This is a genomic window from Micromonospora sp. NPDC000089 (assembly GCF_042899365.1).
Classification (GTDB): domain Bacteria; phylum Actinomycetota; class Actinomycetes; order Mycobacteriales; family Micromonosporaceae; genus Micromonospora.
In genome coordinates this window covers 189,708-204,032 of the sequence record NZ_JBIAZT010000003.1, presented here as the reverse complement: position 1 = coordinate 204,032, position 14,325 = coordinate 189,708, and the positions used below count along the sequence as shown (strand labels likewise).

The following is a 14,325-nucleotide window of genomic DNA, read 5'->3' as shown; positions in this document are numbered from 1 at the left end:
TGCTCCCCGGGCAGCCCCAGACACCACCGGATACGGTGCGGGGAGCCCGAACGGCCGAACCGCCGGAGCGCTCGGCGACAGCCGAACGGACCGGCCTCGGCGGCCGACATGTGACGGAGGAGGCGGACCCATGACGTCCGAGGGCCAGCACCGCCCCGGCCAGGAGCCGGACGAGGTGCCGTCGGGCGCCGGTGGACCGGCGCCGTACGGCGAGCGACAGCCGCAGCAGGACCCCGGGCACGGCAACTCCGCCGCACCGGACCTCGGCTGGGCGCCGCCACCCCCGGCGGCCCGACCGAACCCGCCCGCGTCGACCTGGATCGGCGCGCCGGACCAGCCTCCGGCCTGGGCCACCCCGGCCGGTCAGTCCGCCGCCCGCGGCGCCGCCCGGGTGCCGTCGGACGGCGAGCCCGCGCAGCCCGGCGGCTGGGGGCAGCAGAGCGGCCCGGCCGAGCCGGCCTGGGCCACCGCGCCGGCCGACCCGCCCGCGAACGGCTGGGGCACCTCGCCGGAGCCGCCGGCCGACTCCTGGGCCGCCCGCGCCGAGCAGCCGGCGAACGGGTGGTCCGGCACCCCGGCCGGGCAGGGCGAGCAGGCGCAGCCGAGCTGGGCGCCGGCCGACCAGGCCGACCCGGCCTGGGCGCAGCCGCAGTCCGGCGCCCGCGGCGCGGCCCGGGTCCCGCAGGCCGACGAGCGTCCGGCGAACGGCTGGACCCCGCAGAACGACCCCGCCGGCTCGGGTGGCTGGGCCACCCAGCCCGACCAGGACGCCGGCGCGAACGGCTGGGGCACCGCCCGGCCCCCCGCCGAGGGCGACGCCGACCGGCCCGCCGGTTGGCCGACCCCCGGGCAGGACGACGCCGGCCGCAGCGGCGGCTGGGCCACCGCCGACCAGGACGACCCGGCCAGCTCCGGCGGCTGGCGTACCGGTCAGGCGGACGCCCCGGGCCGTCCCACCGGAGCGCCCACCCAGGACGACGCCCCGCGCTCCGCCGGGCGGGCCTCGGTGCCGTCGCAGCCGGCGCCGGTCGCCGCGTGGGCGCAGCCGGAGAGCGGCGCCCACGGCGCGGCCCAGGTGCCGCAGCCCGCCGCCACGGCCGCCTGGCCCGCCCAGGACGACCCCGGTCGCTCCGGCGGCTGGCCGGCCGAGCCGGCGTCCACCCAGGACGATCCGTCCCGCTCCGGCGGCTGGCGGGCCGACCGGTCCACCAAGGACGACCCGGAGAGCTCCGGTGGCTGGCCCGCCGCGATCCGGCCCGACCAGGACGACGACCCGGCCCGCTCCGGCGGCTGGCGCGCCACCGGGCGGGCCGAGCAGGACGACCCGTCCCGCTCCGGCGGCTGGGCCGCCGGGCAGCCGGACGACCGTCCGCAGCCCTGGGCCGCGGAGGAGTCGCCGGCGCCGCGCTTCGCCCGGCCGGAGCAGCCGGCGGAGTGGCGCCCGACCCCGCCGCAGGACGACCAGCAGGGCCGGGAGTGGCCGGCGGCGCAGGAGTCCGGGCCGGCCGCTGGCTGGGGCTCGGCCGCCGTTCCGACCCAGGACGACCGCCCCGAGCCGGCTGGATGGAACCCGCCGGAGCAGCCGGCCCGGGCGTCCGCGTCCGTCGCCGCCCCGAGCGGCCCGCCCGCCTGGGGTACGCCCACCGACAACCCGCCGCAGCGGACCGGTGCGGCGGGTGTCGAGCCATGGGCGCCGGGTGAGGCCTGGGGTCGTGCGGAGGCGGAGCCCGCCCAGCACGAGGACTCCTGGGAGCCGCGGCGCGACGACCCGCCCGCGTACCAGCCCGCGCCGGGCCCCGGCATCTCGCCGGCCAACGCCGTGCCCCTTCCGCCGCAGGAACAGCGGGTCCCCGGGGCCAGTCTCGCCGCGGCCCCGCCCGCGGACTACGTGCCGCCGGCGGCGTTCGGCGGCAACGCCGACCCGGAGGAGCGCAACGGTCGGGACGGCGGCGGCCACCAGTCGGGACGCTCCGCCGGCCCGTCCGGCTGGGGCGAGCAGGAGCATTCGCCGGCCGGCCCCGCGGTTCCCGCGCCGCGCGTGTCGCCGGAGGGCGACGGGGCCGGACGTGCCGCCGTACCAGATGCCGAGCCGGCCGCCGGCCGGGCGTCGGCGAGCGCCTCGGTGCCGCTGGCCAGCCGAGTGATGCCGCCGACCGACCAGTCGCTGCGCCCGGGTGGGCCGCCCACCCCGCAGCCCCGGGTGTACGGCCGCGCCACCCGTCCCGAGGCGGCCGACGAGCCGGCGGAGAGCCAGCAGCCGGAGCCGGCCGCGCACGCCCGCTTCGACGAGCCGGACCACACCCGCTTCGACGGCCCGGACCAGCGGTTCGACGGCCCGGAGGACCGGCCGCGCTTCGACGAGCCGGAGCGGCCGCGGTTCGACGCCCCGGAGGACCGGACCCGGTTCGACGCGCCGCCCGTCAACGGCGCGCCGTCGTCGGCGCCGCCGGCCTTCCCCGGCGCGCTGCCGGCCTTCGGCGACCCGACGAGCAGCAACCGGCCGATGAACGGCGTACGGCCGCACGGCCCGGACGACCACCCGGCCGATCCGTTCGGCGGTCCCCCCGCCGGCGGGCCCCAGCCGGGCGGCGTGCCGGGTTACGGCCACCCGGCCCACGACCCGGCACACGGCGGCTTCGCGTCGCCGTTCCCGCCGGCCGGGGGGCAGTACCCGCCCGCCGGTCAGCCCTTCCCGCCGGCCGGGGCGCAGTCCCCGGGCGGTTCGGGCGGCTGGCCCGTGGAGTCCGACCAGGACCAGGGCCGCTTCGACGCGTTCAAGCCCGAGGCGGAGCCCAAGGCCGAGCAGCCGGTGCCGAAGGTACGCAACGGCAAGGTGCTCGCCATCGTGCTGATCGCGGCGGTGCTGATCCTGGCCGTGCCGCTGGGCCTGCTCAGCCTGCTGGGCAAGATCGGCGGCGGCGACGACAAGCCGGCCGCGTTCAACCCGGCCGTCGGTTCGTGCGTGAAGCAGTCCGGCGGTGGCGCCACGGCGGCCAACTGCGGCGACCAGGACGCCTTCACCGTGGTCGCCAAGGTCGACGCCAAGGAGAAGTGCGGCGACCCGGCCCAGCCGCACGTCGTGCTGCCCGGCAGCGGTGCCGACCGGGTGCTCTGCCTGCGGCCGGCCGCGAAGTAACGAGCGTTCCACGGCGGGGCCACGGTGATCCGGGGCCCCGCCGTCGTCGTCCGGGGTGACCGGGGAACTCCGCTCACCTCCGGCGCCAAGGCTTGGCGTTGTCGCGCGCGGGTGCCGTGGACGAGCCGCCGAGGAACCGCCGGTACAGCTCGCCGACCGGGACAGCCGGGAGGTCACCTACGGCCTCGCCGAAGTGCCCGGCGAGGAAGACCATCACCGACGTCCGTGGTTCGGCGGCCAGCTCGGCCCGGCGTACGTCGCACGGCCAGTCCTCGGCGCACGCCGCACACGCCCACGACGGCCGGACCGGAACGTGCGCGGTCACGTCGGCCACCGCCCGCCGTTGGCTCGCCACTCCCCGGCGCGGGTCAGCCAGACCGGCCCGCCGTCCACGCGCGGGAAGACCTCCGTCGGCTCGGTCGCCCACGCCGGTCGGGGCGCCGGTTCGGCGGGTGCGGGCGGCGTCCGGCGGTCGGGGCAGCCTCGCCACCGCAGGCCACAGACGCAGCGCCGCGACCAGCGGCGTCGGCTGTGCACGAGATCGGACGGTATCGGCTCGGTGGCTCGGCGTAGATGCATAGGCTCAACTCTGGCCGACCTGTTGACAGGTCGTCAACCCCCCTGGTGACAAGTTGCCTACTCAGGTCACCGGAGGGTGCGGCCGTGCGCGTGATGGCCCTGTCAGAGGTTGCTGATCTGCTCGGCGTCTCCCGGCAGCGCGCCGCGATCCTGGTCGACCGGCCCGACTTTCCGGCCCCGATCGACACCCTGACCGTCGGGCGGATCTGGGACGCCGCGGAGGTCCGGAGGTACGCCGCGAAGCGCCGCGAGCGCAACGAAGGCGGGGCGGGCTAGCTCACCGCCCTCGGCCGCGCCGCTCGATCAGCCGACGGGGCGTGGCAGGCTTGCGGGTATGACCTTGGGATCCCGAGTGCGCGCACCCGAGCTGCGGGGGCGGGGCTGGTTGAACACCGGCGGGCAGCAGCTGAAGCTCGCCGACCTCCGCGGCAAGATCGTTCTGCTGGATTTTTGGACCTTCTGCTGCATCAACTGCCTGCACGTGCTCGACGAGCTGCGCCCGCTCGAGGAGAAGTACGGCGACGTGCTCGTGGTGGTCGGCGTGCACTCGCCCAAGTTCGAGCACGAGAAGGACCCGGACGCGCTGGCCGCCGCCGTCGAGCGGTACGGCGTGCACCACCCGGTGCTGGACGACCCCGAGCTGGACATGTGGCAGCAGTACGCGGCCAAGGCCTGGCCCACCCTGTCGGTGGTCGACCCGGAGGGCTACGTGGTGGCCACCATGGCCGGCGAGGGGCACGCCGAGGGGCTGGCCCGGCTGATCGACGACCTGATCGCCACCCACGAGGCGAAGGGCACGCTGCACCGCGGCGACGGCCCGTACGTCCCGCCGGTGGAACCGGACACGGCGCTGCGCTTTCCCGGCAAGGCCGTGCTGCTCGACGGCGGCAATCTGCTGGTCTCCGACTCGGCCCGGCACTCGCTGGTGGAGCTGGCCTCCGACGGTGAGACGCCGGCCCGCCGGATCGGCTCCGGCCAGCGGGGTCGCGCCGACGGCCCGGCCGAGGCGGCCAGCTTCTCCGAGCCGCAGGGGCTGTGCCTGCTGCCCGCGCACGCCGCCGAGGTCGCCGGGTACGACCTGGTCGTCGCGGACACCGTCAACCACCTGCTGCGCGGGGTGAAGCTGGCCACCGGCGAGGTGGTCACGGTGGCCGGCACCGGTCGGCAGTGGCGGTCCACGGTCGACGACCACGCGCACGACGCGCTCTCGGTCGACCTCTCCTCCCCCTGGGACCTGGCCTGGTACGACGACAAGGTCGTCATCGCGATGGCCGGCATCCACCAGCTCTGGTGGTTCGACCCGATCCGGCGCACCGCCGGCACGTACGCCGGCACCACCGTGGAGGCGCTGCGCGACGGCCCGCTGCCGGACGTCTGGATGGCCCAGCCGTCCGGCCTGTCGGTGTCGGCCGACGGCGCCCGGCTCTGGGTCGCCGACAGCGAGACCAGCGCCGTCCGGTACGTGGAGAACGGCGTGATGGGCACCGCCGTCGGGCAGGGGCTGTTCGACTTCGGGCACGTGGACGGGCCGGCGGAGACAGCGTTGCTGCAGCACCCGCTGGGGGTCCGCGCGCTGCCGGACGGGTCGGTGCTGATCGCGGACACCTACAACGGCGCGGTGCGCCGCTTCGACCCGGCGACCGGCCAGGTGGGCACGGTGGCCGACGGGCTGGCCGAGCCGAGCGACCTGGTGCTGACCGCCGACGGCGGGGTGCTGGTGGTCGAGTCGGCCGCGCACCGGCTGACCCGGCTGGCGCCGGGCGCGCTCTCCGCCGCCGGGGCGAGCACCGTCGACGGGCCGCGGCACCGGCTGGAGCGCAAGCCGACCGAGGTGGCGGGCGGCGAGCTGACCCTGGACGTGATCTTCACGCCGGCACCCGGGCAGAAGCTCGACGAGACGTACGGGCCGTCCACCCGGTTGGTGGTCTCCGCGTCGCCGCCGGAGCTGCTGGTGGAGGGCGCGGGCACGACGACGGACCTGTCCCGCCGGCTGGTGGTCGATCCCTCGGTGACCGAGGGGGTCCTGCAGGTGACCGCCCAGGCGGCCACCTGCGACGCCGACGTCGAGCACGCCGCCTGCCACCTGACCCGGCAGGACTGGGGCGTACCGGTGCGGGTGGTCGAGGGCGGTGCGACCCGGCTGCCGCTGGTGCTGCGCGGCATGGACGCCTGAGGCCGGCCGGGCCCGGTCAGGCGAACGGCGCCGGGGTGATGCCGGCGTCGATCAACGCGGCCCGGACCAGCGCCGCCGACGCCACCGCGCCCGGGGTGTCGCCGTGCAGGCAGATCGACCCGACCGCGCAGGGGATGACGGTGCCGTCCACGGCGACCACGGTCTGCTCGGTGGCCATCCGGACGGCCCGCTCGGCGACCTCCTCCGGGTCGGTGATCAGCGCGCCGAGCGCGGTGCGCGGCACCAGCGCGCCGTTGGGCAGGTAGCCGCGGTCGGCGAAGCCCTCGGCGACCACCCGCAGGCCGGCGCCGACGGCGAGCTGGGCCAGGGTGGAGCCGGGCGCGCAGAGGATCGGCAGCTGGTCGTCCCACTCGCCGACCGCGGCGACCAGCGCGGCGGCCTGCGACTGGTCGACCGAGGCGGCGTGGTAGAGCGCGCCGTGCGGCTTGAGGTAGCGGACCCGGGTGCGGAACGGCCGGCAGAACGCGTCCAGCGCGCCGAGCTGGTAGGTGACCTCGTCGCGCAGCTCGGTGAAGGCGTACGCGATGTGTCGCCGGCCGAAGCCGGCGAGGTCGCGGTAGCCGACCTGGGCGCCCACCGCGACGCCGCGAACGGCTGCCTCGGCGCAGACCCGGCGCATGGTGGACGGGTCGCCGCCGTGGAAGCCGCAGGCCACGTTGGCGGAGGTGACCAGGCCAAGCAGCGCCTCGTCGTCGCCGAGCCGCCAGATGCCGAAGCCCTCCCCGAGGTCAGCGTTGAGGTCCATGGAATCTGACGGTAGTCCCTGGGCGGGCCTGCACGAGCCCGGTCACGTCGTCCACCACCCCGATGACCGGGTACCCACCGGTGGTGGGATGGTCGGCCAGGAAGATCAACGGCTGGCCGTCGCCGGGCACCTGCACCGCGCCGAGCACCACGCCCTCGCTGGGCAGCTCGCCGGCGACCGCGCGGGGCAGGGCCGCGCCGACCAGTCGCGCGCCGACCCGGTCCCCCACCGGGCTCACCGTGTACGCGGTGCCGCACAGCAGGCCCAGCGCCTCGGCGGTGAACCAGTCGTGCCGCGGGCCGGGGCGCAGGGTCAACGCCACCTCGGCGGGCCCCGGTCGGCCCGGGGTCACGTCGACCGGGGCGGGTGGGCCGGTCGGCGGGCCGAGCGGGAGCAGGTCGCCGTCGCGTACCGGGGGTGGGCCGAGGCCGGAGAGGGTGTCGGTGGCGCGGCTGCCGAGCACCGGCTCGACGGCGATCCCGCCGCCGACGGCGAGCCAGTTGTGCAGCCCGTCGGCGGGTGGGCCGATCCGCAGCACCGCGCCGGCCGGCACGGACAGCGGGCGGCCCACGTCCCCGAAGCGCCGCCCCACCCGTACGCTCGCCGCCGCCCCGGTGACCGCGACGGTCACCGCACGGGTAGGCCGCAGCTCGCAGCCGGTCAGGGTGATCTCCAGGCCGGCGGCGTCCTGCGGGTTGCCGACCAGCCGGTTCGCCAGCGCGAGCGCCGCCGGGTCGAGCGCACCCGACCGGGGTACGCCCAGGTGCGCCCAGCCGGGCCGGCCCGGGTCCTGGATCGTGGTGCGGGCCCCGGCCCGCAGCACCTCGATCACGCCGGCTCCAGCCGGACCCGGGTGCCGGGGGTAAGCCGGGCCGGCGGGTCCGCGCGCACGTCGAACAGCACCAGGTCGGTCCGCCCGACCAGCAGCCAGCCGCCGGGCGAGGCGGTCGGATAGATCCCGGCGTACGGCCCGGCGAGCGCCACCGCCCCGGCCGGCACCCGGGGGCGTGGGCTGGCCAGGCGGGGCACCGCGCACTCCGGCGGCAGCCCGGTCAGGTACCCGAACCCGGGCGCGAAGCCGCAGAACGCCACCCGGAACTCGGTGCGCCGCAGCCGGTCCACCACCGCGGGCACGTCCACCCCCCAGTGGCCGGCCACCACGGGCAGGTCCTCCCCGTCGTACACAGTGGGGACCCGGACCTCGTCGGCGGCGGCCGGGGCGGCGGCCGGTCGGGGCGTCCAGCCGGCGATCCGCGCGGCGGCCCCGGCCGGGTCCGGTACGCCGTCCAGCAGCACGGTCGCCGCGCCGGGGACGATCTCGACGGCGGTCAGCTCGCCGGCGGCGCGACGCCGCCACAGCTCCGCGCGCCAGGCCTCCACCTCGCCCGGGTGGCCGCAGTCGAGCAGCAGGGCGTGTCGGCCGACGGGTCGGGTGCGCATCCCGCCATGCTGCCGGATCGACGGTTCCGCCAGGGTCAACCGTCCCGTCGGTAACGGTGACCAGCAGCACTACCTGGAGGTAACCTACGGTGCCGTAGCCTTGGTCCGTGAGCACCTCCGCACCGCTCCGGCTCAAGCCGGTCGACCTCGGCAAGCCGCGGATGCGCGGCTGGCTGCACACGTACGCGTTCTTCGTCGCGCTGGTCTGCGGCATCGTGCTGTGTTCCATCGCGGCCGCCCGCCCGGGCTGGGCGCCGCTGGTCAGCTGCCTGATCTACAGCCTCACGGTCTGCGGGCTGTTCGGCACCAGCGCCCTCTACCACCGGCGGGTGTGGTCCGAGCGGGGCTACCAGGTCATGCGCCGGATGGACCATTCGATGATCTTCGTGTTCATCGCCGGCACGTACACCCCGTTCTGCGTGCTGCTGCTCGATCAGCGGATGGCCACCATCATGCTCGCCCTGGTCTGGGGTGGGGCGCTCGCCGGCGTGGCGGTCAAGCTGGTCTGGCCGCACGCGCCGCGCTGGGTCTCCGCGCCGCTCTACCTTGCGCTCGGCTGGGTGGCGGTGGCGATGCTGCCGCAGATCCTGCACGCCGGCGGGGTGACCGCGCTGGTGCTGCTCGCGGTCGGCGGCGCGATCTACAGCGTCGGCGCCGTGTTCTACGCGCTGCGTCGGCCCAACCCCTGGCCCACCGTCTTCGGTCACCACGAGTTCTTCCACGCCTGCACGCTGCTGGCCGCGATCTGCCACCACATCGCGATCTACTTCGCGCTGTTCTCCTGAGCCGGCGCTGTTCTCCCGAGCCGGCGCTGTTCTCCCGAGCCGGCGCTGTTCTCCCGAGCCGGCGCTGTTCTCCCGAGCTGGCGCTGTTCTCCTGAGCCGGCGCTGTTCTCCCGAGCCGGCGTGACCCGGCCGGAGACAGCCGCAGGGCCCCGCGCCGTTGCGGGGCCCTGCGACGTATCTGGGGGGATCAGGCGGGGTAACCGGGGCGGCGCACCTCGCGGTACTCCTCCCGGACCACCCGGTCGTCCTGCACCGGGACGACCGGGTCGGCGACGACCCGGTCCGCGCGCACCGGGGCGACGACCGTGCGGCGCCGGGTGTTCCAGAAGTAGAGGGTGGTGATCAGACCGGCGAGGCCGGCGAGCATCAGCACCCAGCCCACCACGTGCAGGTCGAGCCAACCCAGGTTGGCGTCCACGGCGAATGCGAAGATCGCGCCCAGCGCGATGAGGAAGATGCTGCCCCCGATGCCCATGACGGTCGCCTCCTTGGCGGTCAACTGGCGTTTCCTACCCGCCGCGGCCACGCTGTGAGGTTGCGGCACGCATCGACTTACCCGGGCACCGTGATCGCCAATCAGGCAAGCTGTCCGCATGACGCACGTCGACACCGGAAGACGAACGCTGGTGCTGCTGCGACACGCCAAGGCGGAACAGCCGGCCGGGGGCGCGCAGGACGCGGAGCGCCGGCTGACCGCCCGCGGGCACGCCGACGCGGCAGCCGCGGGCGCCTGGCTGGCCCGGCACGCGCTGCTACCCGACGTGGTGCTCTGCTCGACGGCCCGCCGCACCCGGCAGACCTGGCACGACGTGGCGCTGGGGATGACCGGCTCCCCCGCCGAGGGCGGCCCGGCGGGCGGCAGGCCGGCGATCCGCTACGAGGCCGCCGCGTACGAGGCACACCCGGACGCGCTGCTGGAGCTGGTGCGGGCGGTGGATCCCGAGGCCGGCACGGTGCTGCTGGTCGCCCACAACCCGGGCATCTCGCTGTTCTCGGCGCTACTCGACCCGGAGCGGGCGGACCGGGACGGGCTGCGCACCACCGACCTGGTGGTGCACCGCCCGACGTCCACCTGGGCCGACCTGGCCGCCGGTGGCGCCCCGATCGTCGACCGGCACACCGCGCGCGGCTGACGCGCCGTCCCCCGGCTCCTGCGTACCCGCTGGGCCCGGACCGCTACGGGTCAGATCGCGCCGTCCCCCGGGCCGACGCCGACGTGGCAGCGGGAAGCCCGGAGGACGGCGCAGCGTGGTCAGGAGGGCGGGGCGGTCGGCGGCGGCGGGTCGGGCGGCGGCGGCATCATCGCGGTCGGGTGCGAGAGCCGGTTCTCCTCCACGATCAGCGTGCGGGCCCGCTTGCGGCGGTCCTGCCAGAACCAGAGCGTGGTCAGCAGCACGGCCAGCCCGGCGAGGATGAACACCCAGCCGACCGCGCGCAGGTCGATCCACCAGACGTTGGCCCGGATGGCGAAGGTCATGATCGCGCCGAGCGCGATGAGAAAGATGCCGCTACCGATGCCCATGTGCGCTGCACTCCCCCGTGCGATGGCCCTTGGGCGTGCTCTGACGTGGTCCGCGACGGTTACCCGCCCTGGCCCCCACCTATCCGACGGGCCCCGCAATTCGCCGCCCGCCCGGCCAGGGCAGGCCAGGCGCGGCCAGCAGGTGGACAACCGGCGCCCCCTGAGGAATCACCGCCGGTTGGGTGCCACGACCGATGACTCCGAGTGATGAGCGTCCGCTGGAGCCCGCTATCACTATCCGTGGTCCGCCCAGCAGTGGCTCACTGCGGCTCATCCCGGGCCTGACCGGCCTGAAAGGCGCTGAACAGGCAACACTCCCGACAGCGAGTGAGGGGCTGGGACACCGCTCGCGACGCTTTGCTCTGCCGCCACGGACGCAACGCTCACCGAACGTGCCTGTCGCGTCCGTGGCGGCAGAGCAAAGTGTCCATGCCGGGTCGACGGCTGCCGGGGGCACACTACGCACGGTGATCGCCTCGCTCGTCGGCCACCGCCCTACTCGTGCAGCGTCCCTACTCATGCGCCGTCGTGCTCCCCGACTGTGCGCTCAACGCCGGGCACCCGGCAAACGCCATGCACCCGGCGCTGGTCGGCTCCGCGGGGCGCCGACGGCGAAACGGACGGCGAAACGACCGCCGGACGGCGCGCGGGCGGAGACGCGCGCGGCCGGGACAGCACGACGGCGGCCGACAAGCGTGAGCTCGCCGGCCGCCGTGGGTCGTTCCGGACGATCGTCCCGGTACGGGTCAGCTCGTCCCGAGGGGGATCAGAAGGCCTCCTCCGGGAGGTCCATCAGCTCCAGGTCGGCGCCCTCGATGATCCGCCGGTCGGCGCCGATGCGGGGCAGCACCTCGCGGGCGAAGAACCGGGCGGCGGCCACCTTGCCGGTGTAGAACGCCTTGTCGGCGGCGGAGACCTCGCCGGCCAGCGCCTTGAGCGCCACGTCCGCCTGCTTCTGCAGCAGCCAGCCGACGACCAGGTCGCCGATGGCCAGCAGGAAGCGGCGGCTGCCCAGGCCCACCTTGTAGAGGGCGCGGGTGTCACCGGCCTGTGCCTCGCCGAGCCAGCCGGTCATCGTGCCGAGGATGTTCTGGATCTCGGCGAGCGCCTTGCCGAGCGCCTGACGCTCCTCCTTGAGCTGGCCGTTGCCGGCCTCGGAGGTGATGTGCTCCTGGATCTCGCCGGCGACCGCCATCAGGGCCTTGCCGTTGTCCCGGACGATCTTGCGGAAGATCAGGTCGAGGGACTGGATCGCGGTGGTGCCCTCGTACAGGGTGTCGATCTTCGCGTCCCGGACGTACTGCTCCAGCGGGTAGTCCTGGAGGAAGCCGGAGCCGCCGAAGGTCTGCAGCGACTCGTGGCCGAGCAGCTCGTACGCCCGCTCCGAGCCGACGCCCTTGACCAGCGGCAGCAGCAGGTCGTTGACCCGCTTGGCCAGCTTGATCGCCTTCTCGTCACCGGCCGCCTCGGCAATCGCGACCTTGTCCTGCCAGGAGGCGGTGTAGCAGACCAGCGCGCGCAGGCCCTCGGCGTACGACTTCTGCAGCATCAGCGAACGGCGGACGTCCGGGTGGTGGGTGATGGTGACCCGAGGAGCGGTCTTGTCGGCCTGCTGGACCAGGTCGGCGCCCTGCACCCGGTTCTTGGCGTACTCCAGGGCGTTCAGGTAGCCGGTGGAGAGGGTGGCGATCGCCTTGGTGCCGACCATCATCCGGGCGTACTCGATGATCATGAACATCTGCCGGATGCCGTCGTGCTTCTCGCCCAGCAGCCAGCCCTTGGCCGGTACACCGTGCTCACCGAAGGTGATCTCGCAGGTGTTGGAGACCTTCAGGCCCATCTTGTGCTCGACGTTGGTGGCGTAGACGCCGTTGCGCTCGCCCAGCTCGCCGGTGTTCTCGTCGAAGTGGAACTTCGGCACCACGAAGAGCGACAGGCCCTTGGTGCCCGGGCCGCCGACGCCCTCGACGCCGACCGGGCGGGCCAGTACGTAGTGCACGATGTTGTCGCTCAGGTCGTGCTCACCGGAGGTGATGAAGCGCTTCACGCCCTCGATGTGCCACGAGCCGTCGGGCTGCTGGATCGCCCGGGTCCGGCCGGCGCCGACGTCCGAGCCGGCGTCCGGCTCGGTGAGCACCATGGTGGAGCCCCACTGCTTCTCGATGAACAGCCGAGCCCACTTCTTCTGCTGCTCGGTGCCCTCGACGTCGAGCACGTGCGCGAAGGACGGGCCGGAGGAGTACATCCAGATCGGCGCGTTGGCGCCGAGCACCAGCTCGGCGATGGACCACCAGAGCGCGCGCGGGGCGTTGGTGCCGCCGAGCGCCTCGGGGAGGTCCAGCCGCCAGAACTCGGAGTCCATGAACGCCTGGTACGACTTCTTGAACGACTCCGGCAGGGGCGCGGTGTGCGTCGCCGGGTCGAACACCGGCGGGTTGCGGTCGCTGTCCTGGTAGCTGGCGGCCAGGTCCTCGCGGGCCAGGCGGTCGACCTCGGAGAGGAAGCTACGGGCGGTGTCGACGTCCAGCTCCGTGTACGGCTGCTGGCCGAACGTCCGGTCCGCCCCGAAGACCTCGAAAAGGTTGAACTCGAGGTCCCGAAGGTTGCTCTTGTAGTGGGTCATGCTCGCTGGCCCCGCTTCCGGACAGGTGTTACCGATCAGTAACCCCGACTGTATTACTCGTCGGTAGGTAACGACAACCCGATCTCGGAAGTGACAGCCATTACACACCTGCGGTTCAGGTGGCGGTAGGGGTGTGATCGGGGTCGGCGCGGCCTCAGCTCTCCGCCGCGCCGACCTCCCAGCTGGGCACCGGCACGGTCGCGCCGCTGCGCGGACCGGTGTACTCCATCAGGACCAGCGCGATGTCGTCGTCCAGCCGGCCGTGCACCCATTCGACCAGCGCGGTCTCCAGCGAGGCCAGCCCGTCGCCGACCGTGCCGTGGCCGAGCAGCCGCCAGGCCCGGTCGGCGGTGGGGAAGAACTCGCCCTCCTGGCGGGCCTCGCCGAGCCCGTCGGTGAACAGCAGCAGCCGGTCGCCCGGCTCCAGCCGCTCCACCCGGGGACGGACCACCGGCATGAAGCCGAGCGGCGGCGCCGGGGCGGGCGGTTCGAGCGGGATCACCGCGCCGCGGCGCAGCAGCAGCGGGGCCGGGTGCCCGCAGTTGACGATGGTCAGCGTGCCGCCCCGCTCCTCGACCAGCGCGGCGGTGACGAAGTCCTCGTCGCCCACGCTGCGGGCCACCGCCCGGTCCAGGTCGGTGACCACCGCCCGCAGGTCGGCCCGCTCGTACGCCACGTGCCGGTACGACCCCAGCACGATGCTCGCCAGCCGGACCGCGTCCAGCCCCTTGCCGCGTACGTCACCGATGATCATCCGGACGCCGTACGGGGTGTCGATCGCCTCGTACAGGTCGCCGCCGATCTCCGCGGTGGCGGTGGAGGAGATGTACCGGGCGGCCACCGCCAGCGTGCCGACCTGCGGGCCGAGCGGGCGCAGCACGGCCTGCTGGGCGACCGTGGCCAGCTTCGACAGCTCGGTGATCTGCTCGGCCTGGCGCTGCCGGACGGCCGCGACACCCGCCGCGACGAGCGCGCCGAGCGCGATGCCGACCAGGTCGACCGCGGTGGCCAGGGAGGCCGTCGGCTCGGCGAGCGCGAAGCCGGCGCCCAGCGCCAGGGCGACCACCCCGACCGCCAGTACCAGCCGCCAGGATGCGAAGCCGGCCACCAGGATCGGCGCGATCACCATCAGCGAGACGTAGTGCGCGGTCCACCCGTCGGCCAGCTCGACCATCGAGACGACCGCGAGCAGCCCGAGGGCCGCGCCGACGCCGGCGCGGGACCCGGGACTCAGCGGGCCACGACCCGGCTGAAAGGCATGGTTGCGTACGAGGGACAGCATGCCTGATGGACGGGAGGGC

At 75.0% G+C, this 14,325-nt stretch carries 13 protein-coding genes; 5 read left to right on the top strand and 8 right to left on the bottom strand.

Annotation, left to right across the window (positions count from 1 at the left end):
- Nucleotides 1–130: 130 nt before the first annotated feature.
- Complete coding sequence (locus ACFY3U_RS07545; RefSeq protein ID WP_387196539.1) at nucleotides 131–3,136, top strand: hypothetical protein; 3,006 nt, start codon at nucleotides 131–133, stop codon at nucleotides 3,134–3,136.
- A gap of 73 nt (nucleotides 3,137–3,209) precedes the next feature.
- Here ACFY3U_RS07545 and ACFY3U_RS07540 read toward each other — a convergent pair whose 3' ends face one another.
- On the bottom strand, nucleotides 3,210–3,461 hold the full coding sequence (locus tag ACFY3U_RS07540) for a flavin reductase (RefSeq protein ID WP_387196536.1): 252 nt from the start codon (nucleotides 3,459–3,461) through the stop codon (nucleotides 3,210–3,212).
- A 338-nt stretch (nucleotides 3,462–3,799) separates the two neighbouring features.
- Here ACFY3U_RS07540 and ACFY3U_RS07535 point away from each other — a divergent pair, with 338 nt between their 5' ends.
- On the top strand, nucleotides 3,800–3,991 hold the full coding sequence (locus tag ACFY3U_RS07535) for a helix-turn-helix transcriptional regulator (RefSeq protein ID WP_387196533.1): 192 nt from the start codon (nucleotides 3,800–3,802) through the stop codon (nucleotides 3,989–3,991).
- A gap of 58 nt (nucleotides 3,992–4,049) precedes the next feature.
- On the top strand, nucleotides 4,050–5,888 hold the full coding sequence (locus ACFY3U_RS07530; protein ID WP_387196530.1) for an NHL domain-containing thioredoxin family protein: 1,839 nt from the start codon (nucleotides 4,050–4,052) through the stop codon (nucleotides 5,886–5,888).
- Nucleotides 5,889–5,904: 16 nt separating this feature from the next.
- Here ACFY3U_RS07530 and ACFY3U_RS07525 read toward each other — a convergent pair whose 3' ends face one another.
- From ACFY3U_RS07525 to ACFY3U_RS07515, 3 genes are read right to left on the bottom strand one after another with little or no spacing between them, the layout of a single operon-like run.
- Nucleotides 5,905–6,654, bottom strand: a complete 750-nt coding sequence (locus tag ACFY3U_RS07525) for a LamB/YcsF family protein (RefSeq protein ID WP_387196527.1) — start codon at nucleotides 6,652–6,654, stop codon at nucleotides 5,905–5,907.
- Nucleotides 6,638–7,585 (bottom strand): biotin-dependent carboxyltransferase family protein, encoded by a 948-nt coding sequence (locus tag ACFY3U_RS07520; RefSeq protein WP_387197593.1) that lies wholly within the window; start codon nucleotides 7,583–7,585, stop codon nucleotides 6,638–6,640. The genes ACFY3U_RS07525 and ACFY3U_RS07520 overlap by 17 nt, the downstream gene beginning before the upstream one ends.
- On the bottom strand, nucleotides 7,483–8,094 hold the full coding sequence (locus ACFY3U_RS07515; protein ID WP_387196524.1) for an allophanate hydrolase subunit 1: 612 nt from the start codon (nucleotides 8,092–8,094) through the stop codon (nucleotides 7,483–7,485). Before ACFY3U_RS07515 ends, ACFY3U_RS07520 begins: the two co-directional genes overlap by 103 nt.
- Before the next feature lie 107 nt (nucleotides 8,095–8,201).
- Between ACFY3U_RS07515 and ACFY3U_RS07510 the strand changes: the two genes are divergently transcribed.
- Nucleotides 8,202–8,879 carry a hemolysin III family protein gene (locus ACFY3U_RS07510; protein WP_387196521.1) on the top strand — a complete coding sequence of 226 codons (678 nt, stop codon included), beginning with the start codon at nucleotides 8,202–8,204 and terminating at the stop codon, nucleotides 8,877–8,879.
- A 187-nt stretch (nucleotides 8,880–9,066) separates the two neighbouring features.
- Here the strand turns inward: ACFY3U_RS07510 and ACFY3U_RS07505 are convergent, their stop codons facing one another.
- Nucleotides 9,067–9,354: a DUF6458 family protein gene (locus tag ACFY3U_RS07505; protein ID WP_387197590.1), complete on the bottom strand. Its 288-nt coding sequence runs from the start codon at nucleotides 9,352–9,354 to the stop codon at nucleotides 9,067–9,069.
- 118 nt (nucleotides 9,355–9,472) lie between these two features.
- On the opposite strand from ACFY3U_RS07505, the gene ACFY3U_RS07500 reads away from it, so the two are divergent.
- Nucleotides 9,473–10,012 carry a SixA phosphatase family protein gene (locus ACFY3U_RS07500; protein ID WP_387196518.1) on the top strand — a complete coding sequence of 180 codons (540 nt, stop codon included), beginning with the start codon at nucleotides 9,473–9,475 and terminating at the stop codon, nucleotides 10,010–10,012.
- Between the two features lie 119 nt (nucleotides 10,013–10,131).
- On the opposite strand, the gene ACFY3U_RS07495 is transcribed toward ACFY3U_RS07500, so the two are convergent.
- The 3 genes from ACFY3U_RS07495 to ACFY3U_RS07485 form a co-directional block, all read right to left on the bottom strand.
- Nucleotides 10,132–10,401, bottom strand: coding sequence for a DUF6458 family protein (locus ACFY3U_RS07495; protein ID WP_067300694.1), 270 nt, complete (start codon nucleotides 10,399–10,401; stop codon nucleotides 10,132–10,134).
- Nucleotides 10,402–11,167: 766 nt separating this feature from the next.
- On the bottom strand, nucleotides 11,168–13,024 hold the full coding sequence (locus tag ACFY3U_RS07490; RefSeq protein WP_387196514.1) for an acyl-CoA dehydrogenase: 1,857 nt from the start codon (nucleotides 13,022–13,024) through the stop codon (nucleotides 11,168–11,170).
- A 154-nt stretch (nucleotides 13,025–13,178) separates the two neighbouring features.
- Entirely contained in the window at nucleotides 13,179–14,306 is a 1,128-nt protein-coding gene (locus ACFY3U_RS07485; protein ID WP_387196511.1) for a PP2C family protein-serine/threonine phosphatase, read from the bottom strand.
- Nucleotides 14,307–14,325: the final 19 nt, after the last annotated feature.

Coding starts and splice junctions, on each gene's coding strand:
- ACFY3U_RS07545 (WP_387196539.1), top strand. CDS start 131: ATGACGTCCGAGGGCCAGCACCGCCCCGGCCAGGAGCCGGACGAGGTG.
- ACFY3U_RS07530 (WP_387196530.1), top strand. CDS start 4,050: ATGACCTTGGGATCCCGAGTGCGCGCACCCGAGCTGCGGGGGCGGGGC.
- ACFY3U_RS07525 (WP_387196527.1), bottom strand. CDS start 6,654: ATGGACCTCAACGCTGACCTCGGGGAGGGCTTCGGCATCTGGCGGCTC.
- ACFY3U_RS07515 (WP_387196524.1), bottom strand. CDS start 8,094: ATGCGCACCCGACCCGTCGGCCGACACGCCCTGCTGCTCGACTGCGGC.
- ACFY3U_RS07505 (WP_387197590.1), bottom strand. CDS start 9,354: ATGGGCATCGGGGGCAGCATCTTCCTCATCGCGCTGGGCGCGATCTTC.
- ACFY3U_RS07500 (WP_387196518.1), top strand. CDS start 9,473: ATGACGCACGTCGACACCGGAAGACGAACGCTGGTGCTGCTGCGACAC.
- ACFY3U_RS07495 (WP_067300694.1), bottom strand. CDS start 10,401: ATGGGCATCGGTAGCGGCATCTTTCTCATCGCGCTCGGCGCGATCATG.
- ACFY3U_RS07490 (WP_387196514.1), bottom strand. CDS start 13,024: ATGACCCACTACAAGAGCAACCTTCGGGACCTCGAGTTCAACCTTTTC.
- ACFY3U_RS07485 (WP_387196511.1), bottom strand. CDS start 14,306: ATGCTGTCCCTCGTACGCAACCATGCCTTTCAGCCGGGTCGTGGCCCG.